The 16,165-nt window shown below is 46.0% G+C and carries 16 protein-coding genes; 7 read left to right on the top strand and 9 right to left on the bottom strand.

From position 1 onward, the window contains the following. Both L2D08_RS21100 and kdgD read right to left on the bottom strand, forming a co-directional pair. Positions 1-319 (bottom strand): aldehyde dehydrogenase family protein (locus L2D08_RS21100; protein ID WP_242236963.1); only part of this gene is annotated, 319 nt, incomplete at its 3' end. Between the two features lie 14 nt (positions 320-333). Then, positions 334-1,269 carry a 5-dehydro-4-deoxyglucarate dehydratase gene (gene kdgD, locus L2D08_RS21095; RefSeq protein ID WP_242236961.1) on the bottom strand — a complete coding sequence of 312 codons (936 nt, stop codon included), beginning with the start codon at positions 1,267-1,269 and terminating at the stop codon, positions 334-336. Between the two features lie 390 nt (positions 1,270-1,659). Between kdgD and L2D08_RS21090 the strand changes: the two genes are divergently transcribed. The 6 genes from L2D08_RS21090 to L2D08_RS24600 all read left to right on the top strand — a co-directional run bounded on the left by L2D08_RS21090 (position 1,660) and on the right by L2D08_RS24600 (position 8,526). Then, on the top strand, positions 1,660-3,021 hold the full coding sequence (locus L2D08_RS21090; RefSeq protein WP_242236959.1) for an MFS transporter: 1,362 nt from the start codon (positions 1,660-1,662) through the stop codon (positions 3,019-3,021). A gap of 45 nt (positions 3,022-3,066) precedes the next feature. Further along, positions 3,067-4,431, top strand: a complete 1,365-nt coding sequence (gudD, locus tag L2D08_RS21085; RefSeq protein WP_242236957.1) for a glucarate dehydratase — start codon at positions 3,067-3,069, stop codon at positions 4,429-4,431. A 113-nt stretch (positions 4,432-4,544) separates the two neighbouring features. After that, the gene (locus L2D08_RS21080; protein WP_242236955.1) at positions 4,545-5,249 is read left to right on the top strand and encodes a FadR/GntR family transcriptional regulator; all 705 of its coding nucleotides are present in this window, start codon (positions 4,545-4,547) and stop codon (positions 5,247-5,249) included. 110 nt (positions 5,250-5,359) lie between these two features. Further along, complete coding sequence (locus L2D08_RS21075) at positions 5,360-6,709, top strand: hypothetical protein (protein ID WP_242236952.1); 1,350 nt, start codon at positions 5,360-5,362, stop codon at positions 6,707-6,709. Positions 6,710-6,808: 99 nt separating this feature from the next. Next, a complete protein-coding gene (gene garD, locus L2D08_RS21070; RefSeq protein ID WP_242236949.1) occupies positions 6,809-8,344 on the top strand; it encodes a galactarate dehydratase in 1,536 nt (511 codons plus the stop codon). Further along, the gene (locus tag L2D08_RS24600) at positions 8,344-8,526 is read left to right on the top strand and encodes a monooxygenase family protein (protein ID WP_375337626.1); all 183 of its coding nucleotides are present in this window, start codon (positions 8,344-8,346) and stop codon (positions 8,524-8,526) included. The genes garD and L2D08_RS24600 overlap by 1 nt, the downstream gene beginning before the upstream one ends. 100 nt (positions 8,527-8,626) lie before the next feature. Here the strand turns inward: L2D08_RS24600 and L2D08_RS21060 are convergent, their stop codons facing one another. Further along, positions 8,627-9,688: an NAD(P)-dependent alcohol dehydrogenase gene (locus tag L2D08_RS21060; protein WP_375337627.1), complete on the bottom strand. Its 1,062-nt coding sequence runs from the start codon at positions 9,686-9,688 to the stop codon at positions 8,627-8,629. A 409-nt stretch (positions 9,689-10,097) separates the two neighbouring features. Between L2D08_RS21060 and L2D08_RS21055 the strand changes: the two genes are divergently transcribed. Then, a complete protein-coding gene (locus L2D08_RS21055) occupies positions 10,098-10,598 on the top strand; it encodes a hypothetical protein (RefSeq protein WP_242236948.1) in 501 nt (166 codons plus the stop codon). A 236-nt stretch (positions 10,599-10,834) separates the two neighbouring features. On the opposite strand, the gene L2D08_RS21050 is transcribed toward L2D08_RS21055, so the two are convergent. The 6 genes from L2D08_RS21050 to L2D08_RS21025 are packed head-to-tail and all read right to left on the bottom strand — an operon-like array spanning position 10,835 to position 16,158. After that, the gene (locus L2D08_RS21050) at positions 10,835-11,467 is read right to left on the bottom strand and encodes a bifunctional 4-hydroxy-2-oxoglutarate aldolase/2-dehydro-3-deoxy-phosphogluconate aldolase (protein ID WP_242236944.1); all 633 of its coding nucleotides are present in this window, start codon (positions 11,465-11,467) and stop codon (positions 10,835-10,837) included. Positions 11,468-11,482: 15 nt separating this feature from the next. Continuing rightward, entirely contained in the window at positions 11,483-12,439 is a 957-nt protein-coding gene (locus L2D08_RS21045; protein ID WP_242236943.1) for a sugar kinase, read from the bottom strand. Positions 12,440-12,460: 21 nt separating this feature from the next. Next, the gene (locus tag L2D08_RS21040) at positions 12,461-13,303 is read right to left on the bottom strand and encodes a fumarylacetoacetate hydrolase family protein (RefSeq protein WP_242236940.1); all 843 of its coding nucleotides are present in this window, start codon (positions 13,301-13,303) and stop codon (positions 12,461-12,463) included. An 18-nt stretch (positions 13,304-13,321) separates the two neighbouring features. Beyond that, positions 13,322-14,281 carry a C-terminal binding protein gene (locus L2D08_RS21035; RefSeq protein ID WP_242236938.1) on the bottom strand — a complete coding sequence of 320 codons (960 nt, stop codon included), beginning with the start codon at positions 14,279-14,281 and terminating at the stop codon, positions 13,322-13,324. 18 nt (positions 14,282-14,299) lie between these two features. After that, on the bottom strand, positions 14,300-15,250 hold the full coding sequence (locus L2D08_RS21030; protein WP_242236934.1) for a U32 family peptidase: 951 nt from the start codon (positions 15,248-15,250) through the stop codon (positions 14,300-14,302). Between the two features lie 2 nt (positions 15,251-15,252). Then, positions 15,253-16,158: a dihydrodipicolinate synthase family protein gene (locus L2D08_RS21025; RefSeq protein WP_242236931.1), complete on the bottom strand. Its 906-nt coding sequence runs from the start codon at positions 16,156-16,158 to the stop codon at positions 15,253-15,255. Positions 16,159-16,165 lie beyond the last annotated feature (7 nt).

Genomic DNA, 16,165 nt, shown 5'->3' with positions numbered 1-16,165 from the left:
CTTTTGTTTCGGCAAAGGTTTTGCCCATTTCCCGCGTGGCACACTCGGCAATGTCATCGATCCTTTTTTCTAAAATGTGGGCCGCTTTATACAGGTACTCTCCGCGGGCTGCCCCTGACAGCCTGCGCCATCCTTCTTTTGCAGCTTTCGCCGCGGCCACCGCCTGGGCCAAATCTTCGGCTGTTGATTTTTGCACATAGCCGACGACTTCATTTTTGTCTGCTGGATTCAGGCTTTTTTCCACTTCATTTGAAACGGAAGGCACCCATTCGCCATTGATAAAATTAAGGTATGTTTTGGTTTCAATTGTGGTTGTCATCATGATCCCGCCTTTTATTGGATTGGTTGTACAGCTGTTTCTTTTGGAAAACGGTCCAGTGCATTTTTCAGGATGCTTCCCATTTGTGCGTAGTGCTCTTTTTCCACCGGAAGGATGGGCAGTCTGACTGTTTCGCCGACTGGTTTCCCCATAATTTCCATTCCTGCTTTAATGAGAGAAACGGCATAGCCCCTGCGCTGGCAGCGGATGTTATGGATGGGCAGAATCACGTGCTTGAAAATATCACGAACCGCTTCTTGGTCTCCGTTTTGCAGGCTCGTGTAAAACTTCCGGGAGATATGCGGAATGTAATTGGAAATCGCCGATGAATAAGAATCAAAGCCTAATGGGATGTATGCCGGCATCGTGACTTCAGCCAGCGGCATCCCGTTCAGCCATCCAAAACGGTCTCCAAATGTCTGTGTGAGCAGTGTATTTAACTCCATATTGCCAAGGCCGTCTTTGACACCGACCACCTGCGGCACTTCAGCAAGCGTTTCCAAAGCAGAGATTGAAAAAGAGACATTGTCACGCTGGTAGACAATCGCATTTAAATCTGTGCTTTCGGCAATCGCTTTAAAGTAAGCAGCCTGCCCTTCCTGTTCGCCTGTTACAAGATATGGCGGCAGAATCAGATAGCCGTCTGCGCCTTTGTCTGCCGAAATCCGGGCCAGTTCCAGGGATGTTTGAATGTTTCCCCCTACACCTGTGTAAACCGGTACTTTTCCGCCGGCCACCGATACGGCAATTTCTACCATTGCTTCATATTCACCCTTGCTTAAGGATGGATATTCCGCTGCGGCACATGCGACAAAGATCGCTTCCAGCCCCTCATCCAGTAAATCCTGTACGTTCTGGGCCAGTGCCTGCTCATCCAGCTGATTGTTTTTTGTAAATGGTGCAATCGGGAATCCTAAAATCCCGGTCGGAGCCTGACGATTTTGGTTCATGGTATATCCCCCTTGTGTTGTTTGTTTTATTGTAAGACAAATTGATTTGCCAGTCAACTTCTAATTTTATTTTCTGAAAATTTAACCCGAAATGCCGGCTTTCTTCTGATAATATAGCGATTTTGACAAAAAACAGCGGCCAGAAAATCAAGCCTGAAAACGGTTGACAAACAATTATATTTGTCTTACCATTGGACAAAATAAAATAATTTGAATTTTACAAAAGGAGTGTTGCTTTTGATTGAGACAATTTTATAGTATTGAACTATTAAATTTATTTATTTGAAAGCGGTATCAGAAGTTAAGTGTTTTTAAACCCTATTGAACTATTAGATTTATTTATTTGAAAGCGGTATCGGAAGTTAAATATTTTTAAAAGGAAGTGTGTATATGGCTAATCCAGAAAAAATCCTTCAGCCCTCACCAATAGCTCCAGGCGCTCAGAAAAAAACACGTGCCCGCTGGTTTATTGTTTTCATGCTGTTTCTTGTGACAGCGATTAACTATGCGGACCGGGCCACCCTCTCCATTGCCGGAACGGACATGTCCAATCAGCTTGGCCTTGATTCCGTCATGATGGGCTATGTGTTTTCGGCTTTTGCCTGGTCCTATGTCGCCGGCCAGATTCCCGGCGGATGGCTGCTGGACCGGTTCGGCTCAAAGAAAGTTTACTTTTGGAGTATTTTCTTATGGTCGGCTTTTACGCTTATGCAGGGTTTTATTGGTTTCTTCGGCACTGCGGGAACCGCTGTGATGATCCTGTTCGGCCTTCGCTTCCTGGTCGGGCTGGCAGAAGCACCTTCTTTTCCTGCCAACAGCCGGATCGTCGCTTCCTGGTTTCCAAGCCATGAACGCGGCACCGCGGCAGCTACCTTTAACTCGGCCCAGTATTTTGCGACCGTTTTGTTCGCCCCGATTATGGGTTACATTACGTACACATTTGGCTGGCAGTATGTTTTCTACTTTATGGGTGCGGTTGGGATTGTCGTTTCGTTCATTTGGATGAAAGCGGTTTATAGCCCAAAAGAACATCCACGGATTAACGAGGCTGAGCTTGCTTACATTGAAGAAGGCGGCGCCCTGACCAACATGGACCAGACAGGCACAAAGAAAGACAAAAAGAAAGGCATCAATTGGAGCCAGGTTAAACAGCTGCTGACAAACCGGATGCTTTTAGGCGTTTACCTTGGCCAGTACTGCATTACAACGCTTACGTACTTTTTCCTTACCTGGTTCCCGGTTTATCTTGTACAGGAACGGGGCATGACCATCCTGGAAGTTGGTTTTGTGGCTTCCCTGCCTGCGATTTGCGGATTTGCCGGTGGAATTTTAGGCGGAACGTTCTCTGACTTCCTGCTTCGTAAAGGCTTCTCTTTAACGGTTGCCCGGAAAACACCGATTGTCGTTGGTATGTTATTGTCTATGACGCTCGTTGCCGCAAATTATGTGGATACACAATGGATTGTCATCTTTGTGATGGCTCTTGCCTTCTTCGGAAAAGGGTTTGGCGCACTCGGCTGGGCCGTGGTCGCAGATACATCGCCAAAAGAAATGTCCGGTGTGAGCGGCGGCCTTTTCAACACATTTGGCAACATTGCCGGCATTACAACACCGATCATTATCGGCTACATTATTGCCACAACCGGCTCATTTAACGGGGCGCTTGTTTTCGTCGGTGCCAATGCACTCGTGGCGATCTGCAGCTACCTGTTCCTTGTAGGTGAAATTAAACGTGTTGAATTGAAATCTTAATTGATAATCATAATTTATAATCCCAATTTGATAGGAGAGAAATATATGAACGCAAACACTCAATTAATCCAGGAAAACGTCAAAACAGGTGCACCTGTTATTACAGAAATGACCGTGGTTCCAGTAGCCGGTCACGACAGTATGCTCCTCAATTTAAGCGGCGCCCATGCCCCTTACTTTACACGCAATATCGTTTTGCTGAAGGACAATTCAGGAAATGTCGGTGTGGGTGAAGTCCCAGGCGGGGAGAAAATCCGCCAGACGCTTGAGGATGCACGGGAGATCGTAGTCGGCCAGTCTATCGGCGCCTACAACAATATTTTAAATAACGTACGCCGGCAGTTTGCAGACCGGGATGCGGCAGGACGCGGCCTGCAGACGTTTGACCTCCGCATTACGATTCATGCTGTAACCGCTTTAGAAGCGGCCCTTCTCGACCTGGCCGGCAAATACCTTGGCGTTCCAGTCGCAGCCCTTTTAGGCGAAGGACAGCAGCGGGACAAAGTGGAAATGCTGGGCTACCTGTTTTACGTAGGAGACCGGAACAAAACGGACCTGGAGTACCGAAGCGAAGCAGATGCAGAGGATGACTGGTCCCGCCTCCGCCATGAAGAGGCGTTAACTCCTGAAGCCGTTGTCCGCCTCGCAGAAGCGGCTCACACCCGCTATGGCTTTAACGACTTTAAACTAAAAGGCGGCGTGCTGCGCGGCGAAGAAGAGATCGAAGCCGTCACAGCACTGGCAGAGCGGTTCCCGGAAGCGCGCATTACCCTGGACCCGAACGGCGGCTGGCTGTTAAAAGACGCCATCCGTTTATGCCGGGACCAGCACCATGTGCTCGCTTATGCAGAAGATCCTTGCGGCGCAGAAGGCGGCTTCTCGGCCCGTGAAGTGATGGCCGAATTCAGACGTGCGACAGGACTCCCTACTGCGACAAACATGATTGCCACAGACTGGCGCCAGATGGGGCACTCCATCCAGCTGCAGTCGGTTGATATTCCGCTGGCAGATCCGCATTTCTGGACGATGCAGGGCTCTGTCCGCGTCGCGCAGATGTGCCATGACTGGGGATTAACATGGGGATCGCATTCAAACAACCATTTTGATATTTCACTGGCGATGTTTACGCATGTGGCAGCTGCCGCCCCTGGAAACATTACCGCTATTGATACACACTGGATCTGGCAGGACGGACAGCGCCTGACAAAAGAACCATTTAAGATCGCAGGTGGAATGGTGGATGTTCCAACAAAACCGGGACTAGGTGTAGAGATTGATATGGAGCAGCTGGAAAAAGCCCACCAGCTGTATAAAGAAAAAGGGCTCGGTGCACGCGATGATGCACTCGCTATGCAGTATTTGATTCCAGGATGGATGTTTGATCCGAAACGCCCTTGCTTTGTTAGGTAAGTTTTTTAGTAAACGCGCCCTCTTCGTGAGCGGCGCATTTGCTGTTTTCTCCAAATTGCTTGCCCTCTCCTAATACAAAGCACACGGAATAATTACAGAAAAGAGGTTAAACAATGAATGCTCCAGCAAGAAAGCTTGGGGTTCAATCAGTGAACCGCAATACTCTTTCAAAACAGGTAGTAGAACGAATTGTACAGCTGCTCATCAGCGGACAATTAAAAGCCGGCGACAAGCTTCCGCCCGAGATGGAACTCATGGAAGAACTGGAAGTGAGCAGGTCGGTACTGCGGGAAGCTCTTAGTGCCCTTGAAACGCTCGGTGTTATTACACGGAAAACACGCGAAGGAACTTTTTTTAATAATAAAATCGGCACCCACCCCTTCTCTGTTATGCTGGCGCTCGCAACCGATAACTTGCCTGCAATCATTGAAGCACGTATGGCATTGGAGTTAGGGCTTGTCACTATAGCTGCTGAGAAGATAACAGACGAACAACTTGCAAGCTTAAAGACAACAATCGATGCGATTGCCAACAGTAATGATGATGACTATGGCAACGCGGACAAAGAATTTCATTTGATTATTGCCCTGAGCGCTAACAACCCAGTTCTTGAAGGAATGATTGACTCTCTTTTAATCACTCATAGTAGAATTAATAGTTTAATTCAAATTAGGGAGCGCGAACGGACTGTAGAGTACCACAAAGCGATTTATGCAGCCCTTGAGGCGCGGAATCCTCAAGAAGCATTTATCCATATGTATCAGCATCTTGATTTTGTCCGTAATAAAGTACTTCAGTACTCCCTTGCACAAGAATAAAACGTTTAATAATATTGGCAGGCAAAAGGATTATGGAGGAAATGACACACCGTTACTTTTTCTAATATGCAATCCACTATATAAGACTGCTAGAAAATGAGTTGACGCAGATGAAGCAAGGAATGTCTATTTTTTTAGCTCTTAGCTATATAATCATCACCTTTTACCAGCCCGTTTGGTTTCAATGCTTAGTCTCTTTCACGGTATTTACCTTTATTCTTATTTCAATCCCTTCATTAAAAGGAATGACAGCTAAATTAATGGGGGGACTCGCTGCATTGACCGTTTTACTGCTAGTTGGCCAGGAAAAATGGATAGATATCATTATAAGTGGTTCTCTTGTCAATTTAGCTATTGTTGTAATCTTTGTTCTTACCCCTATCCTTGGGATTCCGTTCCGTACAGGGGGTTACATTGAGTCCTTACGATCCATCTTATATAAAAAAAGAAACAATGCCTCGTTTTTCTATATAAGTACCGCTTTTTTAACCCACCTTCTTGGTGCCGTTATTAACGTAGGTGCAATTTCAATCAATTATTATTTATCAGGCGCATCCAATGTAAAATCAAATCGTCTGATTGCGAATGCGCTGAACAGGGGCTTTGCCGGGGCGGTTGCCTGGTCACCATATTTTGCGGCTATGGCGCTCGTCATCAGCCAGCTGCATATAAAGTGGACTTCAATCGCTTTATATGCAATTGGGTTTTCCCTTCTTTCTTTTGTTGTCGGCTTTTTGCTGGAAGGAAAAGTAATAAAACGTGAAGAAGAGCGATTAAGCGAGATGGAGACAGAAGAAGAAGCTGTTCCCATTCTCCCTGGGAAACGCCGTATATTATTTGAACTTCTCTTACTCCTGTTTGTGACAACCGGCATCGTTTTACTTATTGAACATTTTACGTTTGTTAATATGATTGTTGCGATCGGCTTTACCGCGTTGTTTTTCCCTGCGATTTGGTGTTTTTTCAAAGGAACCATTCCTCTTTATAAAGAGGAAGTAAAAAAACATATTATGGTCACTTTGCCGAACTTAAATCAGGAAATTTCCTTATTTTTGCTGGCTGGCCTGTTCCGTTCCGCTTTTGTTGCCTCAGAGTGGAATGGAACGCTTGTTGGAACGTTCAGCAGTGTGTTCGGTCATTCTCCTGTAGCGATGACAATCATACTATCTATCATTATTGTCGGAACAGCGATGGGCGGCCTTCATCCAATTGTTGTCGTTACCATATTAATTACAAGTATTAAACCAAGTGATTTGGATTTTTCTATCCATTATTTTGCGATTGCTCTTCTCGGCAGCTGGAGCATTTCAAATGTTTTATCACCAGCGACTGCTGTTAATAATTTAATTGCTTACTCTTTAAGGGAAAAACTGATAAACATTGCGATCAGGTGGAACTGGATATATGGATTCATTATGGTACTTTTACTCCCATTCTACTTATATCTCGCCGGGTTATGAAAATAAAGCAGAATACTTTTTTTAGGAATATGCGTATTACTTTATGGACACAGTGATATCTTATCTAATCATGAAAATGCTTACAAGGAGACGATTCTGATGGAGACAAAAAGCATGCAGGCTGTTGAACCACTTTATATCAAAGTTCATGAAACAGACAATGTGGCCATTATTGTGAATACAGGCGGATTAGACAAAGGAACACATTTTCCGGACGGCCTTGAATTGAAAGAAAGAGTTCCTCAGGGGCATAAAGTAGCTTTAACAGATATAAAAGAGAACGAGCCTATTATTCGCTACGGTGAAGTGATCGGGCATGCGCTAAAAACAATCGAAAAAGGCAGCTGGGTTGAGGAATCTTTAGTCAAAATGCCCCAATCTCCAGAACTAAGTGAATTACCGTTAGCAACGAACATACCGAAAACCCTGCCCCCCCTTGAAGGATATACCTTTCAAGGATTTCGCAATGAAGATGGCAGTGTAGGAACGAAGAATATCTTAGGGATTACAACAAGTGTTCAATGTGTAGTAGGTGTGCTGGATTTTGTGGTAAATCGCATTAAAAAAGAGCTTCTGCCGAAGTATACTAATGTCGATGATGTGGTCGCTCTAACCCACAATTACGGCTGCGGAGTAGCGATCAATGCCCCTGAAGCGGTTATTCCTATTCGCACGATTCAAAACCTGGCGAAACACCCGAATTTCGGTGGCGAAGCCTTAGTTGTGGGCCTGGGCTGCGAGAAACTTTCGCCAATGAGAATCAACCCAAACGGGAAAGAATCTGATATTATTTCCCTTCAGGATCAGCCAGGATTTGCGGGCATGGTTCAGTCCATTATGGAAATGGCTGAGGAACGATTGATAAAACTAAACCAAAGGCAGCGTGAAACATGTTCGGTTTCTGACCTGGTTATCGGCACGCAATGCGGGGGAAGTGATGCATTCTCAGGTGTAACGGCTAATCCGGCAGTCGGCTATGCTGCGGATTTATTAGTTAGAGCAGGAGCAACGGTTTTGTTTTCAGAAGTTACAGAAGTGCGCGATGCTATTCATCTGTTAACGCCGCGTGCTGTGAATGAAGAAGTTGGACAGGCTTTAATAAAAGAAATGGACTGGTATGATCAATACCTTGCTTTGGGTGGTGCTGACCGAAGCGCCAATCCATCTCCCGGAAACAAAAAAGGCGGACTCGCCAATGTTGTAGAAAAATCCTTAGGGTCTATCGCTAAATCAGGAAGAAGCCCTATATCAGGCGTACTGGCTCCTGGTGAAAAAGCGACAGAAAAAGGACTAATTTTTGCAGCTACACCCGCTAGTGACTTTGTTTGCGGAACTCTGCAGCTGGCTTCGGGCATGCATCTTCAAGTGTTTACGACAGGAAGAGGAACACCTTATAGTCTAGCTATGGCTCCTGTCATTAAAGTATCCACACGAAATTCTTTAACTGAACAATGGAAAGATCTTATTGATATCAATGCTGGAACGATCGCTACCGGGGAAGCAACCATTGAGGAAGTTGGATGGGAAATTTTCCGATTCATTTTAGATGTTGCAAGTGGACACAAGAAAACCTGGGCAGAGCATTGGGGTTTGCATAATGATTTAGCTCTGTTCAACCCTGCTCCTATTACGTAATGATGCTGACTAAAAAAACAAAACCCGCTGATATTTTAAGCATCAGTGGGTTTTGTTGCAAAGAAATGGATGACTTGCTCGCTTATTCTAAAAATGAAAGGCATTTAACAGCATGGGCCAACTTTAATAAAAAGGTCGGTAACAATCCTGCTGTGGGAATTATCATGAAACCTACCAAGTAAAAAATGGAGATTATGAATCGATCCAATGAGTCAATCTATTAAATGGGCGAATCTATCTTTTATCAGAGCGGGTGCAAGATGATAGAAGTGTTTTCACAAGTTACAAGGTAGCAATGTCAATCACGAATCGATAGCGTACATCACTGCGAAGAACACGTTCATACGCTTCATCTACCTGGCCAGCATTTATGACTTCAATCATCGGGGTAATGCTGTGTTCAGCAGCGAAATCAAGCATTTCTTGTGTTTCACGGATGCCGCCGACAAGAGAACCGGCAATGCTGCGACGACCCATGATCAAGGAAAATACACTGTACTGGTCTGGCTCAGCGGGTGCACCGACATTGACAAGGGTTCCATCCACCCGAAGCATAGATAAATATCCATTCACGTCCAGATTGGCAGATACTGTGTTTAAAATAAGATCAAAACGGCCAGTCAGTTGAGTAAACGTATCGGGATCACTCGTTGCAAAGTAATGATCTGCTCCGAAACTCAGGGCTTCTTCTTTCTTATTCATAGACCGGCTCAATACTGTGACTTCAGCACCCATCGCATGCGCAAACTGGATTGCTACGTGGCCAAGACCCCCCATTCCTACAATCGCAACCTTCTTGCCCGGACCGGCGTTCCAGTGTTTTAAAGGAGAATATGTAGTGATACCCGCACACAACAGCGGGCTTGCGACATCCATTTCCAGACTGTCTGGAATACGGACAACGAACCCTTCCGTTACCACGATTTTTTGGCTGTATCCGCCGTATGTTGGGTTCCCATCATAATCTAACGAGTTATAGGTCTGGACAACCCCTTTTGTACAATATTGCTCCTCACCACCCAGGCAGTATTCGCATTCTCCGCAGGAATCAACAAAACAGCCAACACCCACACGGTCCCCCACCGTAAATTTTGTCACTTCTGATCCTACGGCTTCCACAACTCCGGCAATTTCGTGGCCAGGCACCATTGGGAACATTCCGCCGCCCCATTCATCGAACGCACTATGAATATCAGAGTGGCAGATACCGCTAAACTTAATATCGATTAAGACATCATGCGGCCGCAGCTCCCTCCGCTCAATAGTAGTTTGTTCAAATGACGCTTTTGCACTCGGGACACTAAGCACCCGGGTCATAGTTTTGTTGTTATGAGGAGTACACATAAGAGACAACACAATCCTTTCCTATTAGCGATCAAGAATAAAAATGCACATTTATTCCCTTCCCTCATATCCAGCTTTCTACACATCATGAACCGAGATACTTTAATGCAGACCTCTACATTATTATAAAAGTTCCTATATTGACTCCAATTGTTAAACAACTGAAGTTTGTTCATTAATGAACAATATGTTTTAATTTGCTTAGTATTAAAAAAAAGGCAAATCCCTCACCGCGTGCAATATGACTATTTAATGCATGAATTTTCAAAAAAAGGGTATAGTGAAAAACATTGTTTAACAGATTGTTACTCGTATTTCGAAATAGAGTTCCAGCAGCTATCTTCTTGTTGAAGTCATACCCATTACATTCTACTGGATACCATAATGATCTTTTGGAGGTGTGAGTAATATGCCGAATCATGCACTACCTAATCAGACGTTCATGAATCCTGGCGATGTTTGCTCAATGCTCAATCTCAAAAAGTCGGCCGTGGATGACTACGCAGCGGTTTTAAAAAATGCCGGCTATCCGTTTCACGTTAATCCAAAAGGAGAGCGTTTATATTTTCATAAAGATGTTATTGTAATGAAACGTTTTATGGAAGTTAAAAAGAATCAACATCTAACAGTAGAACAGGCCGCAAATGAAGTGGTTTCATGGGCGAAGGATAATGATATGGCAGGCATTGTAATAGAGAAAGAAAATGCTGAACAGCAAAATAGCGATGAGATACAAGATTTAAAAGAAACGATAGAAAAGCAGAACGAGCTGCTTCAAGAACTATCAGCCAAACTGGACCGGCAGCCTCAACCTAGAAAAAGTTCGGAAACTAAAAAAACTGCTGCCCCGCTGCAAGATAAGAAGAAATCAAACAAATCAATCTTTGACCTTTTCAGCAAAAAAGAATAACTGGGCATATGACGAAAAATCTTTTCCCCTGAAAAGTTCCGTACTTCTTTCCATGTAACTGCTCCGAAAAAACAAAAAGAGGACAGCTTTCGCTGTCCTCTCTGCTTTGCCCACGGCGTCCTGCTTCTAATAATCGAGGGAGGTTGTTTACAGTTTGACGTTTCCTTTTAATAGGAAGTTGTTTTCTTCTGTCTATCATCTTCATGTGCTATTGCGCCTTATTCAAAAGAAATACCTTACCAGCCAGCAGCTAGCTTGTAAAAAGCCTGCGCCGTTTTGGTCAGCTCCTTATAGGACTCCTCTGTTTGAAGCTTCGCAGGATTCACAAGGGCGCTGCCCAGCCCGGCTGCTGCTGCCCCGGCTTTAAAGTAGTCCCCTATATTATCGAGAGTAATACCGCCAGTTGGCATAAGCGGGATATGTGGCAGCGGCCCTTTTAAATCTTTAAAGTATCCGGCTCCCATTGCACCGGCTGGAAAAACTTTAATTAAATCTGCCCCGTGTTCATAGGCGGTTAGAATTTCGGTTGGCGTCAGTGCGCCCGGAATGCTGATTACACCGTAGCGCTTCGCCATTTTAATTGTTTCCACATTAACGGTCGGGGAGAAAATAAATTCCGCTCCTGCCATAATGACCGCACGGGCGGTTTCCGGGTCCAGCACTGTGCCGGCTCCGACAATGATATCGTCCCCAAATGTTTCCTTTACTCTTTCGATCACAGAACACACTTTAGGCGTATCGGCTGTGATTTCAAGTGAGACAATCCCGCCTTCTTGCAGCGCCCGTGCAATTTGTATCACTTGTTCCGGCTGGGCGCCGCGAATCACTGCGACCAGCTTGCCTTCTTTTAATCGTTCAAGCTGATTCATGTATGTTTCTCCTTTCTACCTCGTTACATCATCCGATCCGCCATTCATGAAAGAAAACAGATCCGCGCGGTTCGGCAGCCCTTCGACATCTCCATTTACCATGGTCACCATGGCACCCATTGCATTGCCGCGCCTGGCCGCTTCCTCCACCGACAGTCCATCTAACAAAGCGGATAAAACGCCGGCCGCAAACGCGTCACCTGCGCCGATCGGATCGACGACCCTCTCCACATAAAATCCGGAAACATGCTCCGCCGTTTTGCCTCTCTGCGACACGATGCAGCCTTCTTTCCCGATTTTCATCAGGACCATATCTGCACCGAGGTCATGGAATGCTGCTACATAAGCGGCTCCATCTTTTTTGCCAAATAAAAATTCGGCTTCCGCTTCACCCGGCAGCACAATGTCGCTTTCTGCTATATACCGTTTGATCAGCCGGCGCGCTTCTTCTTCACTTTTCCAGATTTTCAGACGCACATTTGGATCAAACACAATCTTTACCCCGCTCGCTTTCGCCAGCTGAATCGCTTTGTCCATGACAGACCGGCACGATTCACCGAGAGCCGGTGTAATGCCGGTTATATGTAGATAAGAGGCTCCTTTAATCGCTTCTTCCTTTATATGATCCGCCGTCAGCTGGCTGGCAGCGGAATCTTTCCGATAGTAATAAACGCGCGTATCATTTGGACGGCGAAATTCTTTAAAAAACACACCGGTTGGCGCCTGCTCATCACGTGTAACATACGATACGTCCACACCTTCCCCGCGAATAAAAATCTCCATCGCATCACCGAATTCGTCCTCACCTAATCGGCTGATCCAGCGCGCTTTATGGCCAAGGCGGCTTAATCCGATGGCAACATTGGATTCCGCACCGGCAAACTTCATAGAAAAAGAATGAGCATGGCGCAGCTGGCCGTGCTCATTTGGTGAAAATAGGGTCATCGTTTCGCCCACGGTTACAACATCCATGTTCATCCTCTTCTTTCTCGTTTATGATCTTCCTCGTACATGATTGGACAGCGTGCCAATTTTTTCGATCGTTACGTTCATTCGATCTCCGTCCTTCAGCCACACTTTCGGGCTGCGGCCCATTCCGACGCCCGGCGGTGTTCCAGTCGCGATTAAGTCTCCCGGCTTCAGCGTCATAGACTGCGATAAAAAGGAAACGATTTGCGGAACCGTAAAAATCAAATTGCTCGTATTGGAATCCTGCATCGTTTCGCCATTCAATGTCAGTGAAATAGCCAGGTTGTGCGGGTCACCGATTTCGTCGCGGGTCACCACATAGGGTCCCGTCGGTGCAAAGGTATCCGCCGTTTTGCCTCGTGACCATTGCCCGTCTGCAAACTGCAGGTCTCTGGCACTCACATCATTTATAATCGTATAGCCAAAAACAAATTCCTCTGCTTCTTCCTCTGAGACATGTTTTGCTTCTTTGCCGATTACGATAGCCAGCTCTGCTTCAAAATCAACTTCGTTTGAGTTAATGGGTATTTCTACAGCCGTGTTATGACCGGTCAATGCATTCGCGTATTTTGAGAAAATAACCGGAGATTTCGGCGGCTCCATGCCTGTTTCATGGCAGTGGTCAATATAGTTCAAGCCGACACAAATGATTTTTTCTGGTGAAGCGATGGGGACGTCGATTTCAATACCCTCTAAAGAAAACGACGGCTGTCCCTCAAGAGAAGGAACTGTGCTCCCCCGCTGGATAAATGTTTTGATGCAGGGTGGATACGTTTCAGGATCCATTGCCGTTAAGCTGATGATGTTATCACCCCGGACAACGCCGAGGTGATGTTTTTCTTCCGCTGAAAACAGGGCTAATTTCATTCTTCTTTTCCGCCTTTCTTACGTAAGCGCATAAGGCGTTTGTTCGCCTTTTAAAACTTGCACAATATTTTTCGCTGCTTTTTGGCGCAGTTCCACCATTGCTTCTTCTGAATACCAGGCACTGTGCGGTGTAATGATGACGTTATCCATTTGAAGAAGCGGGCTTGTTTTGCTGACTGGCTCTTCTTCTGTCACATCTAGCGCAGCCCCGGCGATCATACCCTGTTCAAGTGCATCAATAAGCGCTTTTTCATCAATAATTGGACCACGGGCTGTGTTAATGATTACGGCATTTTTCTTCATTTGACTAAACCGTTCGGCGTTCAGTAAATGATGGGTTTCTTTAATAAGCGGAACGTGAACAGACAAGTAATCTGACTCTTTGATGATTTCATCTAGTTCCATTTTTCGAACGCCTGCCACTGCCATCTCTTCGGCTGACACAAATGGATCATAGGCGGCAGTTTGGAACCCGAGCGGTTTTACCTTTTCAATAAAGCGGCGTGGAATTCGGCCGAAGCCGAGTACGCCGACGGTTTGCTTATCAAAACGGTGGATTGGCACGCACGCTTTAAAATCCCAATTTCCCTGCTTAACCTCATTGTTTAATAGGGTCACTTTTCGAGCCCATGACAGCAGCAAGGCGAGTGCATGATTCGATACCTCTTCCATCCCGTAATCCGGCACGTTCGCTACGGTAATGTTTTTTGCCTGGGCAGAATCGATGTCGATCGTGTTAACACCAACACCGTATCGGGAAATGACTTTTGTTTTTTCAAGAGAGTCGATTACACGTTTTGAAATAGGTGCGTATTGGTTTAAAAGAGCATCCGCATCTTTTGCATGTTCGATGACGTCTTCTTCTGTTTTGCATTGCTTTTTAATAAATTGAATATCGAGACCGCTTTCATTGAAAACCTGCTCTTCGTACTCAAGATGGGCAAATTCATAATCCGTCAGCAATACTTTAAAAGTCATGTGATTCCGCTCCTTTTCTTAATTCATGGGTGCTTCTTTTACGATTTTGGCGATGCCAAGCCCCTCGGCTCCAAGCTTTGACGCTTTGGCATCCGGGCAGTACCGTTCGATCATTTGGATGCCGATTGATGCGCGGCGCACTCGCTCCTGGGTAAGAGAAATATTCGTGCTTTCCCACTGCTTTCCTGACGGATATACATCAGGATGGTTACGCAAACCGAATTTAATGTAAACCGGTGCAAGCACCCGGATGATTTCCGGAATTTCATAGTAGCGGAGGAAGCCGCCGAAGTTGTCCGGCACTTCCACATATAAATCAATGGGAATATCGATGGCCTGACGAATCGCTGCAAGCTTTGACAGCGTCAACCCGGTCGGCACGTTGTATGTATCTGCTCCGATGTCCTGCATAAGCCGTACCGACACAGGATTGGCCGATCCCATTTGAACCGACACTTTCACCACAAAATCCTCCGGCAGCTGCCCTTGTTTTTTCATTTCTTTCGTCAGGAGCAAAAGTCCTTCATCGGCAACAAGCGCTCCACGAAGGCCGAGCGCTGCACCGCGCTTTAAGTCTTCCATCGCGTATACAAGCTGGTTCGCTCCTTCATGGCGAAGTGCCTGCGCTTTACCGGCGGCAGTAAGCGGTCCCGCACTAATATCCCATGTTCCGCGCGGACCGACAAACAGGCTTAATTCAATGCCGCGTTCCGCTGTCAGCTCGCACATTTCCTTGATTTCTTCATCGGTCTGCAGCATAATACCGCTTCCCTGCGAAATACGGTGAACGGTCAAGCCAAGACGGTCAATTTCCGCCAGCGTCGCTTTTAATGCTTCCGGTCCTTCGACACTTGGAAGCTCAATTCGATATTGCGCACCGTCTGGAAAAGTTTTGGTGGATGTTGGCAGTTCACCTGGATCGGACGATGGATAGCCCAAGCTCTCTAGAAATTCGCGCGTTTCTTTCATAATTAAACCCCTTCTTTCTCGTTTATTGTATTTAAAATAGCAGCTGTTTTTTCTGTTAAATCCGCTGGATACACATCAAACGGAGTGCGGTGTCCGGCCGGCTGGTCAAACCAGCGCTGATGAACGGCTTCTTTCATGGCTGTAAAAAACGTCGGACAGACGGCATAGATGTCCATTAATTGTGACAGACGCCGATGCTGGCGTTCTGCTTCATGCAGCTCACCCTGCTGATAAGCATTGTATAACTCAACAGAAACCTCCGGCATAAAAACAGCGCTTCCATTAATACTTCCATCTGCGCCGATCATTTGGCCTGGAAGCATGTGATCATCAAAAGCGGTAAAGACGAGAAAATCAGGCCGAATTTTTTTCAGGGAAGCAATGACCTGCCGGATATGGCCGAAATCGCTGATCGTTTCTTTGATGCCGGCAATGTTTTGATACGCTGCCGCAAGCTTTTGAATAAGCTCGACGGATAACGTTTGTCCGGTCAGCATCGGAATATTGTAAAGGAAAACCGGCAGGCTCGTTTCGGATGCTAAAGCAGAGAAAAAGCGATACAGCTGCTCTTCCGACAGCTTCCAATAGAACGGGCTGACCGCAAGCACCCCGTCCGCTCCCTGCTCTTCGGCATAATGGGTCAGCTCAATCACCTCTTTTAATGCTGAGTGGCCGACTCCGACCATCACCGGCACGCGTCCGTTAATGTGTTTGATCATCTCGCGCACATACAGCTTTCTCTCTTCAATCGTCAGAGAAGAAAACTCTCCAGAGCTTCCCATCAAAAGAAGTCCATCTACATTCCGTGACAAAAGCTCATCCAAATAGCGCTTATTCAAAGGGATATCTAAATTTCCCGCTTCATCAAACAGCGTGACAACCGGCGGTATAATGCCATGAAAAGTCATTTTGCTC

The organism is Domibacillus sp. PGB-M46, from assembly GCF_022668875.1.
Classification (GTDB): Bacteria; Bacillota; Bacilli; order Bacillales; family Domibacillaceae; genus Domibacillus.
The sequence above is the reverse complement of the archived record's forward strand: the minus strand, read 5'-3'. Positions and strand labels throughout refer to the sequence as shown.

Coding starts and splice junctions, on each gene's coding strand:
- kdgD (WP_242236961.1), bottom strand. CDS start 1,269: ATGAACCAAAATCGTCAGGCTCCGACCGGGATTTTAGGATTCCCGATT.
- L2D08_RS21090 (WP_242236959.1), top strand. CDS start 1,660: ATGGCTAATCCAGAAAAAATCCTTCAGCCCTCACCAATAGCTCCAGGC.
- gudD (WP_242236957.1), top strand. CDS start 3,067: ATGAACGCAAACACTCAATTAATCCAGGAAAACGTCAAAACAGGTGCA.
- L2D08_RS21080 (WP_242236955.1), top strand. CDS start 4,545: ATGAATGCTCCAGCAAGAAAGCTTGGGGTTCAATCAGTGAACCGCAAT.
- L2D08_RS21075 (WP_242236952.1), top strand. CDS start 5,360: ATGAAGCAAGGAATGTCTATTTTTTTAGCTCTTAGCTATATAATCATC.
- garD (WP_242236949.1), top strand. CDS start 6,809: ATGGAGACAAAAAGCATGCAGGCTGTTGAACCACTTTATATCAAAGTT.
- L2D08_RS24600 (WP_375337626.1), top strand. CDS start 8,344: ATGATGCTGACTAAAAAAACAAAACCCGCTGATATTTTAAGCATCAGT.
- L2D08_RS21060 (WP_375337627.1), bottom strand. CDS start 9,688: ATGTGTACTCCTCATAACAACAAAACTATGACCCGGGTGCTTAGTGTC.
- L2D08_RS21055 (WP_242236948.1), top strand. CDS start 10,098: ATGCCGAATCATGCACTACCTAATCAGACGTTCATGAATCCTGGCGAT.
- L2D08_RS21050 (WP_242236944.1), bottom strand. CDS start 11,467: ATGAATCAGCTTGAACGATTAAAAGAAGGCAAGCTGGTCGCAGTGATT.
- L2D08_RS21045 (WP_242236943.1), bottom strand. CDS start 12,439: ATGGATGTTGTAACCGTGGGCGAAACGATGACCCTATTTTCACCAAAT.
- L2D08_RS21040 (WP_242236940.1), bottom strand. CDS start 13,303: ATGAAATTAGCCCTGTTTTCAGCGGAAGAAAAACATCACCTCGGCGTT.
- L2D08_RS21035 (WP_242236938.1), bottom strand. CDS start 14,281: ATGACTTTTAAAGTATTGCTGACGGATTATGAATTTGCCCATCTTGAG.
- L2D08_RS21030 (WP_242236934.1), bottom strand. CDS start 15,250: ATGAAAGAAACGCGCGAATTTCTAGAGAGCTTGGGCTATCCATCGTCC.
- L2D08_RS21025 (WP_242236931.1), bottom strand. CDS start 16,158: ATGACTTTTCATGGCATTATACCGCCGGTTGTCACGCTGTTTGATGAA.